The organism is Bacillus sonorensis NBRC 101234 = KCTC 13918 (genome assembly GCF_001592005.1).
In the GTDB taxonomy this organism is placed as follows: domain Bacteria; phylum Bacillota; class Bacilli; order Bacillales; family Bacillaceae; genus Bacillus; species Bacillus sonorensis.
This window is the reverse complement of sequence record NZ_BCVZ01000003.1, coordinates 1-16,995: the sequence shown is the minus strand read 5'-3', so window position 1 is coordinate 16,995 and position 16,995 is coordinate 1. Positions and strand designations below refer to the sequence as shown.

Genomic DNA, 16,995 nt, shown 5'->3' with positions numbered 1-16,995 from the left:
GGTGTTTTTTACCGGTCTTTTTTGCGTTGATATCATAACGAAAGGCATTTCACAATATTACCAACATTCCTTCTATTTATCATTTTTGTCTATTTTTTGAACTGTTAGGTTTTATCATTAAAAATAGTAAATATATGCCGATGCAAAATATGTCAGGGCCCGACTGGGATCTTTTTTCCAAGATCTCAACATATCAACCGATTACATGGAGGTAAAGGAAACATGAGAATCAACCACAACATTGCAGCGCTTAACACGTACCGGCAGCTATCAGTAAACAACGGAGCATCGCAAAAAAACATGGAAAAGCTTTCTTCCGGCCTTCGGATCAACCGAGCAGGAGACGATGCGGCTGGTCTTGCAATCTCTGAAAAAATGAGAGGGCAAATCCGCGGCTTGGAAATGGCGTCTAAAAACGCCCAAGACGGAATCTCTCTCATTCAAACAGCAGAAGGTGCATTGACTGAAACCCACTCAATCCTTCAGCGCATCCGCGAACTGGCCGTTCAGGCGAACAACACCGGAACACAGGATACGACTGACCTGAGCGCCATTCAAGATGAAATCAGCTCTTTGCTCGAAGAGATTGGCGGTAAAGAAGGAGAAAACGCCAGCAAAGGGATTGCGGACCGTACGCAATTCAATGGAAAGAACCTGCTGGACGGCACCTTTAAATCAGATGGAGGAGAAAAACTGCAGTTCCAAATCGGCGCCAACAGCGGTCAAACGATCAGCGTGAACATCGAGAACATGTCTGTCACCGCTTTAGGCCTTGAAGACAGCACATCAGAGGACGAAGACGGGAAAAAAGTGACGACATCCGGTTTCAAAATCGCCGATATTGATGTCACGAAATTCACCGGTAAAAATGCGGATGGAACGCCTTTAAGCGATGATGACAAAACGAAGTACTCGTTCCAAAACCAGCTGGCGGCAATTGGCTCGGCGACGAAACAAGTATCTGCACAGCGGTCCAAACTCGGTGCCGTTCAAAACCGTCTTGAACACACCATCAACAACCTAGGGGCTTCTTCTGAAAACTTAACAGCTGCAGAGTCCCGGATTCGCGATGTGGATATGGCGAAAGAAATGAGCGAGTTTACAAAGAATAATATTCTTTCCCAGGCGTCCCAAGCGATGCTGGCCCAGGCCAATCAGCAGCCGCAAAACGTGTTGCAGCTTCTGCGCTAAAAACATGAGTAAAGGCGCCGGCCCAAAAGAGATGCTCCATCATCTTTGGGCCCCGGCGCCTTTTTTCGTTTGTTTATCCTTTGCCTTTCTCAATTGTTTTGCATAGTTTGCGGCAAATTCGGTGCTATGTTTGATAAAGCCGGTAATAATCTTCAGCTCCTCGTCCGTATATTGACTGAGAAACTCGACGGAAGATTCAGTCAGATTTTCAAATATGTCGTGAATGTCACCCATATTTTCCGGAATGAGCTCAAGCAAAAGCCGCCTTCTGTCTGCTGAATCTCTGATGCGTCTGACATATCCCGCCTTTTCAAGGCGATCGATTACCCCCGTGATGGCTCCGGTCGTCAGGTTGCTTTTTTCCGCTAATTCCCCGGCTGTTAACTTTCCGCTTCGCGAGATGATTTCAAGACATTTGTGATCCGTTCTGTTCAGTTCGATCTTTTCGGCGATCGCCTGATGCATGAAAACGGTCGCCGTGCTGTGATATCTCAGCTGCCGGGCCAGCTCCCTGATCAGTTCCTCTCTTGTTGTTTGATTTTTTCTTGACATCTGTAACACCCTTCTTTAAAATCAAATTATCTTAGCGCCTAAGATATTTATTTCCTAATATAAAATGATTATAACAGGAATGATCTTCTCATGCCAAACAACTGCTAAGGTTGAATTTTTCATTAAAGGAGCAAGATGATTTTGTCACATACTCAGCATCAGCGATTAGGATTGATTGTAGCAGGATTGCTGCTGGCCATTCTCATGGCCTCTATGGATAACACTATTGTCGTTACCGCAATGGGAACGATTGTCGGCGACCTTGGCGGACTTGACAGCTTTGTCTGGGTCGTATCGGCTTTTATGGTCGCGGAAATGGCAGGTATGCCGATTTTCGGCAAACTGTCGGATATGTACGGCCGAAAACGATTTTTTCTTTTTGGAAGCATCTTATTTATGGCCGGCTCGGCATTGTGCGGAACGGCTGCGAGTATTGAGCAGCTCAGCATCTACCGTGCCATACAGGGAATCGGCGGCGGCGCGCTGATACCGATTGCCTTTACGATTATTTTTGACATCTTTCCGCCGGAAAAACGCGGCAAGGTTTCGGGGCTGTTCGGCGCCGTTTTTGGACTGTCAAGCATCTTCGGTCCGCTCATCGGCGCTTATATCACAGATTACATCAGTTGGCATTGGGTGTTTTATATTAACCTGCCGCTCGGTTTGATTTCTTTCCTTTTGATTCTCTTGTTTTATAAAGAGGCAAAGCAGCACGAAAAACAAAAAATCGACTGGTTTGGCGCGATTACACTCGTGGGCGCAGTCGTTTGCCTCATGTTCGCGCTTGAGCTTGGCGGTGAAAAATATGCTTGGGATTCAAGCATCATTCTTCTGCTTTTTGGCGGTTCAGCTATTTTATTTATTTGTTTCTTTCTGATTGAGCGGAAGGCGAGCGAGCCCATCATTTCCTTTGAGATGTTTAAAAACCGCCTGTTTGCCGCAAGCACGCTAGTTGCATTATGTTACGGAGCGACGTTTATTTCGGCGACGATCCAGATTCCGATTTTTGTCCAGGGCGTCTATGGTGACTCAGCGACAAATTCGGGGCTCATCCTTTTGCCGATGATGCTCGGCTCCGTGATCTCCGCGCAAATCGGCGGTTTTTTAACAACGAAGATGAGCTACCGGAATATCATGCTGATCTCAGGCTTGTTGTTAGTGACGGGCTTTTCTTTATTAAGCACGCTGCATACCGGTACCGCCCGCCTCTTATTAACCGGATATATGATCGTTGTCGGCTTAGGGGTAGGGTTTTCATTTTCTGTGTTAAGCATGGCAGCCATTCACCATTTTGGTCCAAGACAGCGCGGTTCGGCGACTTCGACGAGCAACTTCCTGCGTTCGCTCGGGATGACAGTCGGCGCCAGCATTTTCGGCATGCTGCAAAAGAACAGTTTTTCAGAACAAATGTCAGATCTTTTTACAGGTGCGGAAATGCCGGGGCTCTCTTCCCAGCATGATGCAAATCAGATCTTATCAAGCGCGAGATCCTCGATTCCGGCGGATATTCTAAACCGGATAACAGAAGCGCTGTCAAACTCTATTGTCCATACGTTTTCATGGGCGATTTTGTCTGCGGCTGCCGCCTTTTTACTCGTTTTCCTTATGCCGAAAGACCGGATGCAGATAACCGCCAAAAGCAAATAAACAAAGCCGGAGAAACGTCCTCATTTTTCCGGCTTTTTTCAAATGAGCGTTGTTTACGTTTTTGCTTTTTTCTTTTTCATTTTGGAGATCAAAAGAAGCGGAATCGGCACCAGGCCAAATAAGATAACGGCTATTCTGCCGACCACATCCCCAAACGCAAATACATGATTAAGATTTTTGGGAGTCATCGCGATCAAATACATGAGAGGCAGCAGACCAAACATCACCGGTCTGATGTTTTTGCCGAACAGCTGTGACAGGCCGAGAGACGCCGTGAAGTACGAAATCGAAAACGTCGCGAACAGCTGCATAATCCAGATGACGAGAAGAAATGTTTCAAACCGCTCAAATATCAAACCTGGAATTTCAAAGCTGCGCATCAGATCAAGCGTCGGCCATGTTCTTGTGACCACACCGTCTACAGAAAGCGTGCCGATGACGAATATAACGATTATCAAGTAAAAAACCAAAGAAATGGTCAGGCCTACTACCACGACTTTGACGCCTTTTTCCGGCTTTTTCATAAACGCTAAAAGGAACACCATCACTTCTGCGCTGATAAAGGAAAGAACGGTTGCTTTTGTTCCTTTAAAGACCGGCATGATCCCTTTTCCCAGAACGGGCCGCAAATTATCCAGTTCAAATATGCTGCTGCTCAAAAAGACAATCGTCAAAAAAATGATCACTGTGATTGGAAATATGATTTCAGCCAAACGGGCGATTGAACCCATGCCATCTTTTATTGCATAGAATGTGACCCATATCGTCGTCATGATGATTGCCCAGAGAGGGGTTCCTTCCAGCAAAAAAAAGCCGATGACTTCCGCCATGATCCTTGCTTCAAATGCTCCGATCATTACAAAATGTCCGATAAAAAACAAGCTAATCAACGCGCTCAGCCATTTTCCGACAATATCTCCGCCATATTCAAAAAAGGTCTTTCCGGGGTAGCCCTGGCTTAATTTTGTCATGACCACACCTGCTACCATCGTAATAAGGCCGCCGATAATCACGGACAGCCACACATCAGGGGTGCCGGCTTCCGCTGCGGCTGTTCTCGGCAGCGAAAGAATCCCCGCCGCCATGATGTAGCTGACAAAGACGACGATTGCCTGAGGCGTCGTTATTTTATCCTGGGAACTGATCATTTTTCATCACCGCCTATCTGGTCCCTAAAGCTGTTCTATCACTGCTCCCCTACGGTTCCATAATCTTTAATGTTCATTTTCACATGATATTTAATCGGTATCGTAGTAAATGTCTCATCCCAATTTTTCTTCAGCTTATCCCAAAGCCGCGGATGAGTAATTCTGAGCTCATTTCCGAAGCCTGCAAGGTCAGCTTTGTATTCCTCCTGCATTTTCTTTGTGATTTTCTCCATCAATTGTTTCACGACAGATGCCGCATCCTTTTCTGCTTTTTCTATAAATTTGTTATCAAACGCTTTTTCAGAAGGCACCCATTTTTCGGCAAGATGGCCTTCGGATTGAACAGATACCTCAAATGAGATCCGGTTTCCTTTGACAATTGGCTTGATCTTACTATTGATGTGCTCCACCTGGAAAGTGGTCAGTTTTTTTGTTTTTGGATCATAGCTTTTAATGGCACCGCCTCTTCCCCTTCCGATAATCCACATGATCCCGTCTAGATCCTGTTCATTCAAAAATCCGAGAAGTTTATTCGTTTTTCCTTTGATTGCGGCGGCTCCCGCATATTTAATTTCTCCTTCGGCACTAGCCACATTTTGGATCAAATAGCTAGTCCCCGCTCTCATTTTTCCTATCAGTTTGGCAAGGGTCACAGGAGGCAGAATCTTTTTGGCCTCATTGGCATTGTCAACGATTTTGCGCAGACGAAACGCCGGCATTTCCCCTGTTTCTTTTAGCTCAAGTGTATCTCTCGCCTGGCCTCTTGTGATGAGGACGAGACTGCTTGGTCTTATTTCATTATCACGGAGAGGCTGATCAAGCAGCTCTTCCAGGGAATAAGTGCGCAGGAGATCAGAGGAGATGACAATGACTTTTAAGTGGGGGTTGTATACAGGTCTGTCCTTTCTTAAGGCGATTTCTGTCGTGATTTGCTGGATGGAGTCTCCTGTTTCATATACATTGATATAAGATTTTTGTTGCGTGCCTCCTCCTCCTCCGGATGCCTTTGAACCGGCGGCCTGTTCATTTACATACTGAAAGGTCATGGTAATCCGGTCTTTTTTTGGATAATATCCACCTTCTTTATCAAACGATTTTTCCAGAGAAGTTTCCTTTCCTTTATCAAGCCCTATGGCAAATGTTAAACCGCGCTCTTCGATTTCTTGGCTGCTCCAGCATCCGGTTAACAGCAGAAGCATAACGGCGGAGATGAGGCAGATCTTTTTATTAATTGGTTTCAAGTTTTTTCCTCCTTAATTTTGAGATGACAAGGAGCAGCAGAGGAACCAAGCCGCATAAATAGATGGCGGTGTTGCCGATCAGATCTCCGATTTGAAAGAGCTGATTAATGTTCTTAGGCGTCATCGAAATCACATAAATCAATGGAAGCAGTCCGAATATGATCGGCTGAATCTTTTTTTTGAAAAGCTGGGACAGCCCCAAAGCGGCAGCATAGTAGCTGATCGTAAAATTCGAAAAAATCTGCATGATCCAGATCACCAGCAGCAAAGACTCAAACCGTTCAAATATAAGGCCCGGCATTTCAAAGCTTCTCATCAGATCAATCGTCGGCCATGTTCTCGTTACAACGCCTTCGACAGACATCGCTCCAATGACCATGATGACGGTAATCATATAAAAAATGATGGGAAAGCATATTCCGATCAATACAGCTTTATATGCTTGACTCGGCCGTTCCATAAAAGGTCCGATAACGAGCATGATTTCAATGCCTGTAAAGGCGAATGCCGTGGTTTTGACGCCTTGCATCACGGGCTTGATGCCCTTCCCCAATACAGGCCGCAGATTGTCTAAATCAATTACCCCCGCGCTCATAAATGCCACCAATAAAAAAATAATGACTGTGATCGGAAAGATGATTTCAAACAGCCGGGCAATCGTGCTTATACCGCCGATGACTGCATAAATGCCGCACCATGAAAAAACCATCGCGGTCGCCCAGAGCGGGGTTCCTTCCAGCAAAAAAAACTGCGTCACTTCAGAAACCGAACGCACCTGAAAGCCCGAGGTCATGAGAAAATAAAAAATCAAAAGCAGGCTGATCAGTTCTCCCGCCCACTTGCCAACGATGCTCTGACTGTATTGGTAAAACGTTTTTTTGGGGAATTCCTTGTTCAATTTCACCATGATAAAACTTGTGATCATGGCGATCAGTCCTCCAAATACGACAGTCAGCCAAACATCCGGCGTCTTTACGTCTGCTGCGGATGTTCGGGGGAGTGTCAGGATACCTGTTCCTAAAAGGAAATTCGTCACGATAATGGCGGTTTGAGAAAGTGTAATTCGGTCTTTGGGACTGGCCGTCATAAATGTATTCACTTCCTTTCAATCCCTCTGCACGCCCTATTTCATGGATTCGATTGTTTTCGTTTTTTAATCTTTGAAATCATAAGGAGCAAAAGCGGGAGAATACCGCCTAAAAACACTCCGCTATTGCCAATGAAATCGCCGAATGCAAACATGATGTTGATATTTTTCGGAGCCATTGCCGTCAAATAAATAATTGGAAGCAGCCCGTACATAATCGGCTGAATATTTTTCTGAAAGAGCTGTGATATGCCTAAAGCCGCACCGTAAAAAGAAATCACAAAGGTCGTAAAAAGCTGCATGATCCAGATCACAAGCAGCAAGGATTCAAAGCGTTCGAATATCAGTCCCTGCAGCTCAAAGCTGCGCATCAGATCGATGGTCGGCCAAGTGCGGGTGACCACCCCCTCAACCGATAAGCCGCCGATGACCATCACGACGGTTATCATATAAAAGAGCAGCGGGAGAACCGCCCCCGCCAGGACGGCTTTTATCGCTTGATCAGGCTTTTTCATAAAGGGCAGCATGAAAAGGATAATTTCAATGCCCGAAAAAGACAGAGCCGTTACTTTGACACCTTTCAGCACCTGCGAAACTCCTTTTCCCATTACAGGCCGTAAATTGTCCAATTCAAATATCCCTATACTCATAAAAGCTACCAGCAAAAACAACAGAACCGTAATCGGAAAAATGATCTGGAACAAACGTGCAATCGGATATAAGCCGCCGATCATCAAGTAGAGCCCCACCCACAAAAAAATGATGGCGGTCGCCCAAAGCGGGGTTCCTTCCAGCAAAAAAAACTGCGTAATTTCACTCATTGAACGAACCTGAAACCCGGAGTGCGCCATGAAATAAAAAATATATAACAAACTGAACAATCCGCCGAGCTTACTTCCCACAATATCCCTGCTGTATTGATAAAACGTTTTATCAGGATAATGATGATTTAGCCTCACCATGATGATCCCCGCCATAAGGGCGATCAGGCCGCCTAATAATAGTGAGATCCAAACATCCGGCGTTTTCACTTCAGCTACAGAAGTTCTCGGGAGCGTCAAGATGCCTGTTCCAAGCAGGAAATTGGTGACGATAACAGCTGTCTGTGAAGTGGTCATCCGCTCTTTCTGACTGATCATCTTCATGCCTCACTCCTTTCCGGGCTATCATTTGCGCGACGAATCGTTCGTTTTCATCATTTTTGGCCTGCGCTTCATCACCGAAATCGGCATGCGGATGATAAAATCCTTCCAATCGGTTAAACGGTATGGCACGGCTGGACTTGCATATGGAACGCCAAAACTTTTCAGCTTCACTGCATGGCTTGCGAGCATCAGGAAAAACATAATAACGCCGTATAATCCAAATACGCCCGCGCAAAACATTGCTACAAATCTGAGCATCCGCAGAGAAATCCCGGCGCTGTATTGCGGGATCGCAAATGAAGAAATCGCGGTTACCGCTACGACGATGACCATGATAGGACTGACGATCCCCGCTTGAACGGCTGCCTCGCCGATGATGAGACCGCCGACAATTCCTATCGTCTGCCCGATCGGCTTTGGCAGACGCAAACCGGCTTCACGCAAGATTTCAATGGCCACTTCCATAATGAGGGCTTCGATTAAAGAAGGAAACGGAACGCCAACCCTCGTCCCTGTAATGGAAATCGCCAGCTCACTCGGTATCAAGCCGGGATGAAACGAAATAAATGAAATATATAAAGCGGGCCCCAATAGCGAAATCATCGCAGCTCCAAACCGTAAGATGCGGATAAATGAGCTTGGAAACCAGCGTTCATAGTAATCTTCAGGCGATTGCAGCATCATGCTGAATGTAACCGGAACGATTAAAACAAAAGGCGTGCCATCGAGCAGAATGGCCACCCTGCCCTCCATCAATGCGCTCATGACCCGATCGGGACGTTCAGTGCTTTGCGCCTGAGGGAACGGGCTCAGATAATTGTCTTCAATCAGCTGTTCGATATAGCCTGATTCCGGAACATTATCAATGTCAATCTGTTGAATTCTTTTTTTGACCTCTTCCACAAGCTCCGATTCAGCCAACTCTTCAATATAGGCAATGACAAGCCTTTTTACGGCCCGTTTTCCCACTTGAAGCTGAATCATCGTCAGACTTTCATTTTTCCCCTGCTGTCTTAAAAGGGCGGTATTTGTGCTCAATGCTTCAGTGAAGCCCACCCTGGCCCCCCTGACCAAAGCTTCTGATACGGGTTCTTCAATATTCCTTTTGTTTCCTTTGGCTGTCCCCAATATGAATACTTCTGCAGAACCATCGATTAAAAGGGCTGTTGAACCGATTAATACTTCCGGCGCCAGTTCGCTGATATGCTTGATTTCTGTCAATTCACTAATGGGCAGAATTTGTTTTTTAATCAGGGGAATAAGGCTGTTTTTTAATGCAGAGGGCTCGATTTTATATTCGTCTGAGAAATCGGCCATCAGCGATTTCATGATATGTTTGTTAATCAGGTCTTTATCTGAAAGCCCATCGATAAACACGATAGCCCCTTTGGTACCGGTTCTTCCGATGTCAAATTCACGGAAATGCACATCTGAGTTATGTCCTATTTTCGTCTCAATCACTTTCAGATCATGATCAAAATCACCGGTGAAAAATCCGGTTGATTCTTGAGACGGCGTCTTGTTTGTAGAACGGCGTTCAAGAGACTGATTTGTAATTCGCCTTGTTTTTGATTTCCACCACCTCATGTCATCCCTCATCCTCTTTTATTTGAATCCAATGAAAAAATTTTGAAATGGCATACGGAATTAAAAATACAAAAATCGCCTGCATGATAACCACCCAATTCGGAAGAAAGGACACGATCGTATTCCACATTGTCATCACCCTCGTCTGTTTTGCTAATACCATCTTTTTTAACCTATTATTGCCTTGGATGACTTCTATAAATATGGTAATTTAAACCACGATTGATCCGGATAAGCAAAAAAAAGCCATCCGTCGAAAAACACAGATGGCTGTTTTGTCTTTCCTTATTTTTCATTGGAAAGCGCTTGTTTCATTTTCAAAAGCTGTGAAAATTCCTGATCCAATTCATGATATCGGGGATCCTCATGCGAAAGCCCGGCCAACTCCCCGAGCACCGCCGTCATTCGGGTTTCGATCCGCAGACGCTCGGCTTCATCATGTTCGGTTTTGGGTTTTTCCTTTTTGTTCTGCCAGTCCTTCAGACCCCTTTCGATTCGCTGGACTTTCCCGTTTTCAAATACAAGAAGCTTGTCGCACAATTTTTCCATGAAATATACATCATGGGAAACGATGATGATGGTTCCCTGAAATTCAAGCAATGTTTCCTCAAGCTGTTCTCTGCTGGGCAAATCAAGGTGATTTGTCGGTTCATCTAAAATGAGAATGTCATAATCCTTTACGATCATGCCCGCGAGCTTGATCCGAGTGCGCTCACCCAAGCTAAACGTCCCGATCGGCCGGTCGAATCGATTTTCTTTTATGCCCATATTGGCCAAAATCGTCCGCACGGTTGCCGTTTTGTCTCTGTCAGACAATTGCAGCGCTTGTGCGATCGTTTGATCTGTATTTAAATCATTGACATCCTGGCTTAAATAAGCGGCCTTCATGGAGCGGCTTTTCCAAAGGGTTCCGCTCGTCACCGGTTCACCTTCCAATATCATTCTGATCAAAGTCGTCTTTCCGCACCCATTGCTCCCGACCAGTCCAATCCGCTCGCCATGCTTGATAAAAAAGCTGCTGTCTTCAAACAGCGTGCGGCCGTCAAAAGCCTTTGCCAGGTTTTTCGCCTCAATAATCCGCTTTCCTCTTTTTTCATTTGAAGAAAATTGAAACTTGACGGATTCTTCTTCTTTCGGTTTTTCGAGTTTATGTTTCGTCAGCTCCTGTTCGAGCCGCTTTAATTTAGATTTCACCTGGTTGTCGAGCTTTTTGGCCTTTAACCGGTAATATTCCTTAAAGCCTTCTTTTTTTGTTGAATCCCGATGGGCTTTCCCGGACCAGTTTTGAAGGTTTGCAATCTGTGATTCAATTCTTTGTTTATACTTCTGCTGTTCTTCATATTGATGCAGCCTCTCTTCATACAGCCGTTTTTTCTCGCGCTGGTAGTCGGAATAGTTTCCTTGATAAGCATGCAGCCTTCCGTCTTCAAGCTCTAAAATTTTCGAAACGGACTGATCCAAAAAATAGCGGTCGTGAGAAATGATCAGTACGGCGCCCTGATACGTTTCAAGCTCTTCAAGGAGCCAGTTGATGCCGTTTATATCCAGGTGGTTTGTCGGTTCGTCCAAGATGAGAATCTCCGGCATCGTTTTCCAGATATGCGCGAGGGCAAGCTTCAGTTTTTCTCCGCCGCTCATGTGGCGAAGCCGTTCAGTTTTCCAGGCCTGAACCTTCGACAGCCCCATTTGGCTCGTCAGTTTATATAATCCGCCGCTCTCATCATCAGTTAACATTTGGCTGAAATCATGGATCGAATATTCAATGGATTGCAGCAGATAGCCTATTTTAAGCGGGTACGCTGTTTCAATCGAGGCCTGATCAGCGTCCATGCGGCCGGCCAGGATGTTGGCAAGCGTCGTTTTTCCCGTTCCGTTGTATCCCACTAAACCAATTCGTTCATTTGTGGCCAAATCAAATTCAATGTTCTTTAACACCGTTTGGTCTCCAAAGCTTTTTTTCAATCCTCTTATTTTCATCAAAACTGTCATACTGTTCACCTCTTGTATGTTTTTGGCCGAACAACAAAAAACCTCTCGCGGAAACCCGGAGAGGATCGTGTGCCAACATATGCATCGTGAAAACAGCATGAACTGATCTCCTTACACCCGCATGGCAAATAAACATGCGGGTGTAAGGCAATGCAAAAAAGGTATAAAAGGGCAGACGTATCCTATTCTCCAAGTTTCCGTTTTTTCATATGAAAAACGATGGAAAATAAGATTACTGAATCATGTCCCCTATACCTTTTCCTTTCACTGTATTTATCAAACAGTATATATTCGAAGGGAAACATTGTCAATATTTTAGATGACTGTTCAATCCAGTTTTTCCATTGGTGATTTTCCGATCGTGCCGACACGTCGAATCTGTACATCGGTTTTTATGTGTACCGGCATTGTTGCAAATTTTTCGTCCCAGTTGTTTTTAACCTTTTTCCAATAAACCGGATTTGAGCGATGAAGCGCCTCTCCAAAACCGAATATATCGATTTTATATTGTTCTTGCACTGTTTTGATCGCTTCTTCAATGTTCTTTTTCAGCTGTTCATTCGCTCTTGTCTCTACATCTTCAATCGTTTTTGATTTCATCAGCTTAACTTTGCATTGAACTTCACCAATGTTGGCTTCCACATGGACTTGAACGGTTCCTCTCGGTAAACCATTTGCGACTTTAACTCCCATATTCGATTTCATGCGAATGACCTCGAGCGCAATTTTTCTTTTTCCGGCTGAACAAGGCACTTCTTCAACCGTTCCCCTCACATTGCCCAACACGTAATTCACTGCCTTGCTGTTGCTTTCATTCATCCAGCTGATCAATTTGTCATCTTTAAAAACCGCTATTCCATTGTATTTTAGTCTGACATCCTGTGAAATTTCTTGAACATTTGCCTGGTTTTCCCCTTTTCTCATTGAGCCGGTCATCAGAAGCCCTGTTAAATGAGGCTGCACTCCATCACTAGCCGTATCGGAAATGAGCTTGTCCAAGGTAACGGTCATGGAAGGCGCCCACATTTTCTCAGACGTTTCTAAAGAGGAAAACAATTTATTTGCAGGAATGTCTTCCAATCCGGTTAAAACTTTCAATACATTTTCCGCCTTTGCATCTTTTGCGACGACAATAAAAAAGTCAGGCCGCACCTCTTGATCCCGTGAAAAAACATCAAGGATTTCACCTATCCCTTCCCTCGCCAGCTCCTCGCCGATGACCAGCACTCTTAAATGTGAAAAATAAAGCTCCCTCGCCGTCTCGGTTGACATTCTTCTGACTGCTTGAAATATCGTATTGCCTTTTTCCTGATATGTCATAACCGGAGTTTGCACAGTTTTACTTTGCTTGGCGGCAACTTGTCCCGGGTCGATGATCTGAGTTGTGACAACCTTTTGATCACCCGCCTTATCAATCCCCATCGCACCTACAATGGCAAGCTCATTCATTTCACGCCTGTTCCAGCAGCCTGATGCCAGAGGCCATGCAAGGAATAGTATCATCAATAAACTGATGTGTTTTCGCACCCCTTATCCTCCTCTCAATTTTAGTTTCTTCGCCGCGGCTTTGGTGAAGCTGTATGTTCGCGCCGGACATTTTTCTGGTTTATCAAACGGGGGCGGGAAAACAATCCCCAGTGCGGCATCCGGAAAATCGCATCTTTTTGGTCTTCCTGGATAAAAGGAGCGAACGGGGACATATACGGTATTCCAAACGACCGCAAACTGCATAAATGAAGAGCAAGAGCAATCAGCCCCACAATCAGCCCGAATAATCCGAATGACGCGGCAAGTCCCATAAAAATAAACCGAAGCATTCGAACGGCAATAGCCAGGTTAAAAGAGCTGACGATAAAGCTTGAAATCGCCGTGATCGCAACCACAATAACCATGGCGGCGGACACGATCCCTGCATCAACTGCCGCTGTACCGATAACAAGCGTACCGACAATCGAGACCGCCTGTCCAATCGTCTTCGGCATGCGCACGCCGGCTTCCCTGAGGATTTCAAACGTGACTTCCATTAAAAGTGCTTCAACAAAAGCGGGAAACGGAACGCCTTCACGCTGTGCAGCCAGATTGACAAGCAGCGGGGTCGGCAGCATTTCCTGATGGAAAGTGGTAATGGCGATGTAAAATGATGGTCCGAGCAGCGCTATATAAAATCCGATAAAACGAAGAATTCGGAGCAGCGTTGTGATGTCGGCCCTCTGGTAATAATCATCAGCAGTTTGAAAAAATTGCACGAATAAAGAAGGAACCAACAGCGCATTAGGTGTTCCGTCGACAAAAATAGCGACCCTCCCCTCGAGCAGATTTGCCGCTGTCACATCAGGGCGTTCAGTATGAAAAATGGTGGGAAACGGCGTGTATGTTTCGTCTTGTATCAACTCTTCGACATAGCCGGTCTCTAAAATGCTGTCAACATCGATTTGATCCAGCCGTTTTCGGACTTCCTCAACGATCTTTTGATTTGCGATTCCTTTTATATATGCAATCGAAACCTTCGTTTTCGTAACATTGCCGATGCTCCTAGTTTCAAACCAAAGATGTTGATCATTGATTTTCCGCCGCAATAATGCTGTATTTGTCCGCAGATTTTCCGAATATGCCTCTTTTGGGCCGCGCACCGTATTTTCAACGGTTGCTTCCGTAACCCCCCGGTCTTTGCCGCCCTTCATCCCAATGGCAAATCCCCGTTGATAACCGTCAAGCAGACAGATGACATGACCGCTCAGGAGCAGGCTGAAAAGCCGGCCATATTCCGTCAACTCCTGTATGTCAGAGACGGTTAACACCGATTCTTTCAGCTTTTCCAGCGGGCTTTCTTCAATCGAGATGTCTATGTCCCTTAAGTGGAACAATAAGGACCCGAGAATAGAATGTTCAATCGATTGTGCATCGATTAAGCCCTCGGTATAGATGATTGCCGTCTTCACATTCGCGCCTTTACCGATTAAAAATTCGCGAATGATAATATCATCGCTTCCTCCTAGCGTTTCTTTGACCCGCTGGAGATTTTCAGCAAGGGCTACACTTAATATATCTTTCGGACCGGCATGATCTTCGGCAGGCTTTGTGATGGAAAAGGATCGATTATACCGCTTTCTAAACAAACTCATGATGAACCCACTTTTCATTTGTAATTGATTTTACTATCCCTTTATTGTCTCCGTTTTATCCTTTTGAAGAAGAATCATCCAAGACCTTTGATTATCCAAAACCTTTTTTGTCAATGATTAACTGTACATTGACAAAAAAGGTTCTTTGAGGGTGAGGAAACTTGGAAACAGCAAAAGTCAGCCCAAAACAGCTATTTACTTTAATTGTATTATTCGAATTTGGCACAGCTCTGATCGTTCCGTTGGGGATAGGTGCCAAACAAGACGCATGGCTGGCGGAACTGATAGGTATGATCGGCGGAACCGTGTTATTTTTTCACTATTATTATCTTTACAAACAGTACCCTAAATTGCTGCCGACCCGCTATTTTCAAAAGATATTGGGAAAGCACCTCGGCTTTCTGATCGGCCTTTCTTATGTTCTGTTTTTTATCTATGGAGCTTCAAGAGATTTGCGGGATTCAAGCGAACTCCTTTTGCTTCAATACAATCAAACCCCCATGTATATCGTCAGCGGAATTACGATGCTTCTCGTTTGCTACGCGCTGTACAAAGGTATAGAAGTATTGGCCAGAACGGCAGAATTGATTTTCCCGCTGCTTTTGTTTCTGATTATATTGACATTTGTCTTTTTAGCGGCATCTAATGTCATCCGCTTTGAAAACCTGCTTCCCGTCCTGGAAAACGGCTGGGAGCCTGTTGTAACAACAGCATTTCTTGAACGTGTTTTCTTCCCTTACGGCGAGCTGGTTTGTTTTACCGTTATTTTCCCTTATATCAATAGGTCACGGAATGGGATGAAATTCGGATTGACTGCCATGATATTTGCGGGCTTTGTGTTAATCATGACGATCGTCTTAGAAATCGCTGTGTTGGGTGTATACGGATGGTCAACTTCCACTTTTCCGTTTTTGAGGTTTGTGGAAAAGATCAATATCGGCGGTTTTATACAGGGCTTGCAGGGATTTGCAATGATCGTTCTCGTCGTGGGGAATTTCTTTAAAGTGGCCATCTTTTCTTATGCAGCAATCATATGTTCAGCCGATTTATTCAATCTGAAACATCATGCTTCACTTATCGCTCCGATCGGCTTCATCATTTTAACGGTTTCAATGGCTTCGGCAGCTAGCTATGTCGAACATATCGAACAGGCAAAAATCGTCCTTCGCTCGATTTTTGTTTTATTTGAATTCATCATCCCTTTCTTGTTGACAGCCGTCGTCATGGTTAAAAAGCATTTTGGCGGAAGCACCCGGCATTCATGAAATCGTGTGGATGTTGAAAACTGGTGAAGTCAAAATCAAGCGACACATTCTGGGATGGTATGACAATCGATCGGCAGACGTTGATGTTTGCTGAAAACATGGATATGGGTGGTTTTATTTTTACCCGTTTTTCCCATGAAGATCATCTTTTACGAATCGGTTTTTATTTCGAAAACGAAATTTTTAAATTTAATATAAAAATGTGATAATTGTCCGATAATCATGTCATAGACTTGAAAAAAGGAGTTATGGCCATGGTGAAATTATGGGACTGGATCAAGCGTCCGTCTATTTCAAAAAGATTAATATTCTCATTTTTATTCATTTTAACAATTCCTGTTGCAGTACTTGCGTGCAGCTCATATTATACGGCTGGAAGTTCACTTGAAAGCGAAATGATGATAAGCGCGAGAAACAGTGTTGATCAATTAAACAAGATGATTGATCAAAACGTCGAAAAAAAGGCCGATGCCATCGCCTATTTTAGCGAAACGATTCAGGACAAAACATACAAGGAAAAAGATCAGGCTTCTGTAAGAGAAAAATTTGCGCAATACGCAAAACAGAACAAAGATGTCGAGGCCGTTTTTACGGGTTCAAAAGACAGCATCTATGTCCAGTACCCTCGGACAAAAATGCCGGAAAACTATGATCCCGTCGAAAGAGGCTGGTATCAAGAAGCCGTTGCGAAAAAAGGCGAAATCATTGTCACTGAGCCTTACAAGTCTGCCGCTACAGGCAATACGGTCATTACCATCGCCAAACAAAATCAAGACGGTTCAGGGGTTGCCGCGCTCAGTTTGAACATCGACGAGCTGATTAAAGCGACCAATGATGTAAAAATCGGCACAAGCGGATTTGCATTTATTTCAAGCGCTGATCAAAAATACGTTGCCCACCCGAAAGCCAAGGCCGGAACGGCAGGTGAAGGCGATTGGATGAAGCAAATGTACAGTAAAGACAAAGGCCTCTTTTCATACACGTTTGAAGGCAAAGAAAAGCAAATGGTCTTTGTAACTAA

Annotated in this window: 15 protein-coding genes; 5 read left to right on the top strand and 10 right to left on the bottom strand. The window is 44.7% G+C overall.

Going from position 1 to position 16,995, the window contains the following annotated elements:
* The first annotated feature begins 222 nt into the window (after positions 1-222).
* On the top strand, positions 223-1,191 hold the full coding sequence (hag, locus tag BTR1S_RS05510) for a flagellin Hag (protein WP_029418793.1): 969 nt from the start codon (positions 223-225) through the stop codon (positions 1,189-1,191).
* A 39-nt stretch (positions 1,192-1,230) separates the two neighbouring features.
* Here hag and BTR1S_RS05505 read toward each other — a convergent pair whose 3' ends face one another.
* Entirely contained in the window at positions 1,231-1,743 is a 513-nt protein-coding gene (locus tag BTR1S_RS05505; RefSeq protein ID WP_006637187.1) for a MarR family winged helix-turn-helix transcriptional regulator, read from the bottom strand.
* Positions 1,744-1,947: 204 nt separating this feature from the next.
* Here BTR1S_RS05505 and BTR1S_RS05500 point away from each other — a divergent pair, with 204 nt between their 5' ends.
* The gene (locus BTR1S_RS05500; protein WP_255265705.1) at positions 1,948-3,390 is read left to right on the top strand and encodes an MDR family MFS transporter; all 1,443 of its coding nucleotides are present in this window, start codon (positions 1,948-1,950) and stop codon (positions 3,388-3,390) included.
* 53 nt (positions 3,391-3,443) lie between these two features.
* On the opposite strand, the gene BTR1S_RS05495 is transcribed toward BTR1S_RS05500, so the two are convergent.
* From BTR1S_RS05495 to BTR1S_RS05460, 9 genes are all read right to left on the bottom strand, one after another.
* Entirely contained in the window at positions 3,444-4,538 is a 1,095-nt protein-coding gene (locus tag BTR1S_RS05495) for a GerAB/ArcD/ProY family transporter (RefSeq protein ID WP_029418791.1), read from the bottom strand.
* A gap of 38 nt (positions 4,539-4,576) precedes the next feature.
* A complete protein-coding gene (locus BTR1S_RS05490) occupies positions 4,577-5,779 on the bottom strand; it encodes a Ger(x)C family spore germination protein (RefSeq protein WP_006637190.1) in 1,203 nt (400 codons plus the stop codon).
* The gene (locus BTR1S_RS05485; protein ID WP_006637191.1) at positions 5,766-6,866 is read right to left on the bottom strand and encodes a spore germination protein; all 1,101 of its coding nucleotides are present in this window, start codon (positions 6,864-6,866) and stop codon (positions 5,766-5,768) included. Before BTR1S_RS05485 ends, BTR1S_RS05490 begins: the two co-directional genes overlap by 14 nt.
* A gap of 41 nt (positions 6,867-6,907) precedes the next feature.
* Positions 6,908-8,005: a spore germination protein gene (locus BTR1S_RS05480; protein WP_006637192.1), complete on the bottom strand. Its 1,098-nt coding sequence runs from the start codon at positions 8,003-8,005 to the stop codon at positions 6,908-6,910.
* A 27-nt stretch (positions 8,006-8,032) separates the two neighbouring features.
* Positions 8,033-9,598: a spore germination protein gene (locus BTR1S_RS05475; RefSeq protein ID WP_029418790.1), complete on the bottom strand. Its 1,566-nt coding sequence runs from the start codon at positions 9,596-9,598 to the stop codon at positions 8,033-8,035.
* Position 9,599: 1 nt separating this feature from the next.
* Positions 9,600-9,761 (bottom strand): hypothetical protein, encoded by a 162-nt coding sequence (locus tag BTR1S_RS22415; protein ID WP_155910111.1) that lies wholly within the window; start codon positions 9,759-9,761, stop codon positions 9,600-9,602.
* 122 nt (positions 9,762-9,883) lie between these two features.
* Positions 9,884-11,587: a ribosomal protection-like ABC-F family protein gene (abc-f, locus tag BTR1S_RS05470; protein ID WP_006637195.1), complete on the bottom strand. Its 1,704-nt coding sequence runs from the start codon at positions 11,585-11,587 to the stop codon at positions 9,884-9,886.
* Between the two features lie 327 nt (positions 11,588-11,914).
* Positions 11,915-13,114 (bottom strand): Ger(x)C family spore germination protein, encoded by a 1,200-nt coding sequence (locus BTR1S_RS05465; RefSeq protein ID WP_006637196.1) that lies wholly within the window; start codon positions 13,112-13,114, stop codon positions 11,915-11,917.
* A 20-nt stretch (positions 13,115-13,134) separates the two neighbouring features.
* Complete coding sequence (locus tag BTR1S_RS05460) at positions 13,135-14,709, bottom strand: spore germination protein (RefSeq protein WP_006637197.1); 1,575 nt, start codon at positions 14,707-14,709, stop codon at positions 13,135-13,137.
* 161 nt (positions 14,710-14,870) lie between these two features.
* On the opposite strand from BTR1S_RS05460, the gene BTR1S_RS05455 reads away from it, so the two are divergent.
* The 3 genes from BTR1S_RS05455 to BTR1S_RS05445 all read left to right on the top strand — a co-directional run.
* Positions 14,871-15,974 (top strand): GerAB/ArcD/ProY family transporter, encoded by a 1,104-nt coding sequence (locus BTR1S_RS05455; protein ID WP_006637198.1) that lies wholly within the window; start codon positions 14,871-14,873, stop codon positions 15,972-15,974.
* A 23-nt stretch (positions 15,975-15,997) separates the two neighbouring features.
* Entirely contained in the window at positions 15,998-16,180 is a 183-nt protein-coding gene (locus BTR1S_RS05450; RefSeq protein WP_029418789.1) for a hypothetical protein, read from the top strand.
* A gap of 48 nt (positions 16,181-16,228) precedes the next feature.
* The coding region (locus tag BTR1S_RS05445) for a cache domain-containing protein (RefSeq protein ID WP_169802088.1) at positions 16,229-16,995 on the top strand (767 nt) is incomplete at its 3' end.

Bases quoted from the DNA above. Each gene is read 5' to 3' on its own strand.
- hag (WP_029418793.1), top strand. From the start codon at position 223: ATGAGAATCAACCACAACATTGCAGCGCTTAACACGTACCGGCAGCTA.
- BTR1S_RS05505 (WP_006637187.1), bottom strand. From the start codon at position 1,743: ATGTCAAGAAAAAATCAAACAACAAGAGAGGAACTGATCAGGGAGCTG.
- BTR1S_RS05500 (WP_255265705.1), top strand. From the start codon at position 1,948: ATGGCCTCTATGGATAACACTATTGTCGTTACCGCAATGGGAACGATT.
- BTR1S_RS05495 (WP_029418791.1), bottom strand. From the start codon at position 4,538: ATGATCAGTTCCCAGGATAAAATAACGACGCCTCAGGCAATCGTCGTC.
- BTR1S_RS05485 (WP_006637191.1), bottom strand. From the start codon at position 6,866: ATGACGGCCAGTCCCAAAGACCGAATTACACTTTCTCAAACCGCCATT.
- BTR1S_RS05480 (WP_006637192.1), bottom strand. From the start codon at position 8,005: ATGATCAGTCAGAAAGAGCGGATGACCACTTCACAGACAGCTGTTATC.
- BTR1S_RS05475 (WP_029418790.1), bottom strand. From the start codon at position 9,598: ATGAGGTGGTGGAAATCAAAAACAAGGCGAATTACAAATCAGTCTCTT.
- BTR1S_RS22415 (WP_155910111.1), bottom strand. From the start codon at position 9,761: ATGGTATTAGCAAAACAGACGAGGGTGATGACAATGTGGAATACGATC.
- abc-f (WP_006637195.1), bottom strand. From the start codon at position 11,587: ATGACAGTTTTGATGAAAATAAGAGGATTGAAAAAAAGCTTTGGAGAC.
- BTR1S_RS05460 (WP_006637197.1), bottom strand. From the start codon at position 14,709: ATGAGTTTGTTTAGAAAGCGGTATAATCGATCCTTTTCCATCACAAAG.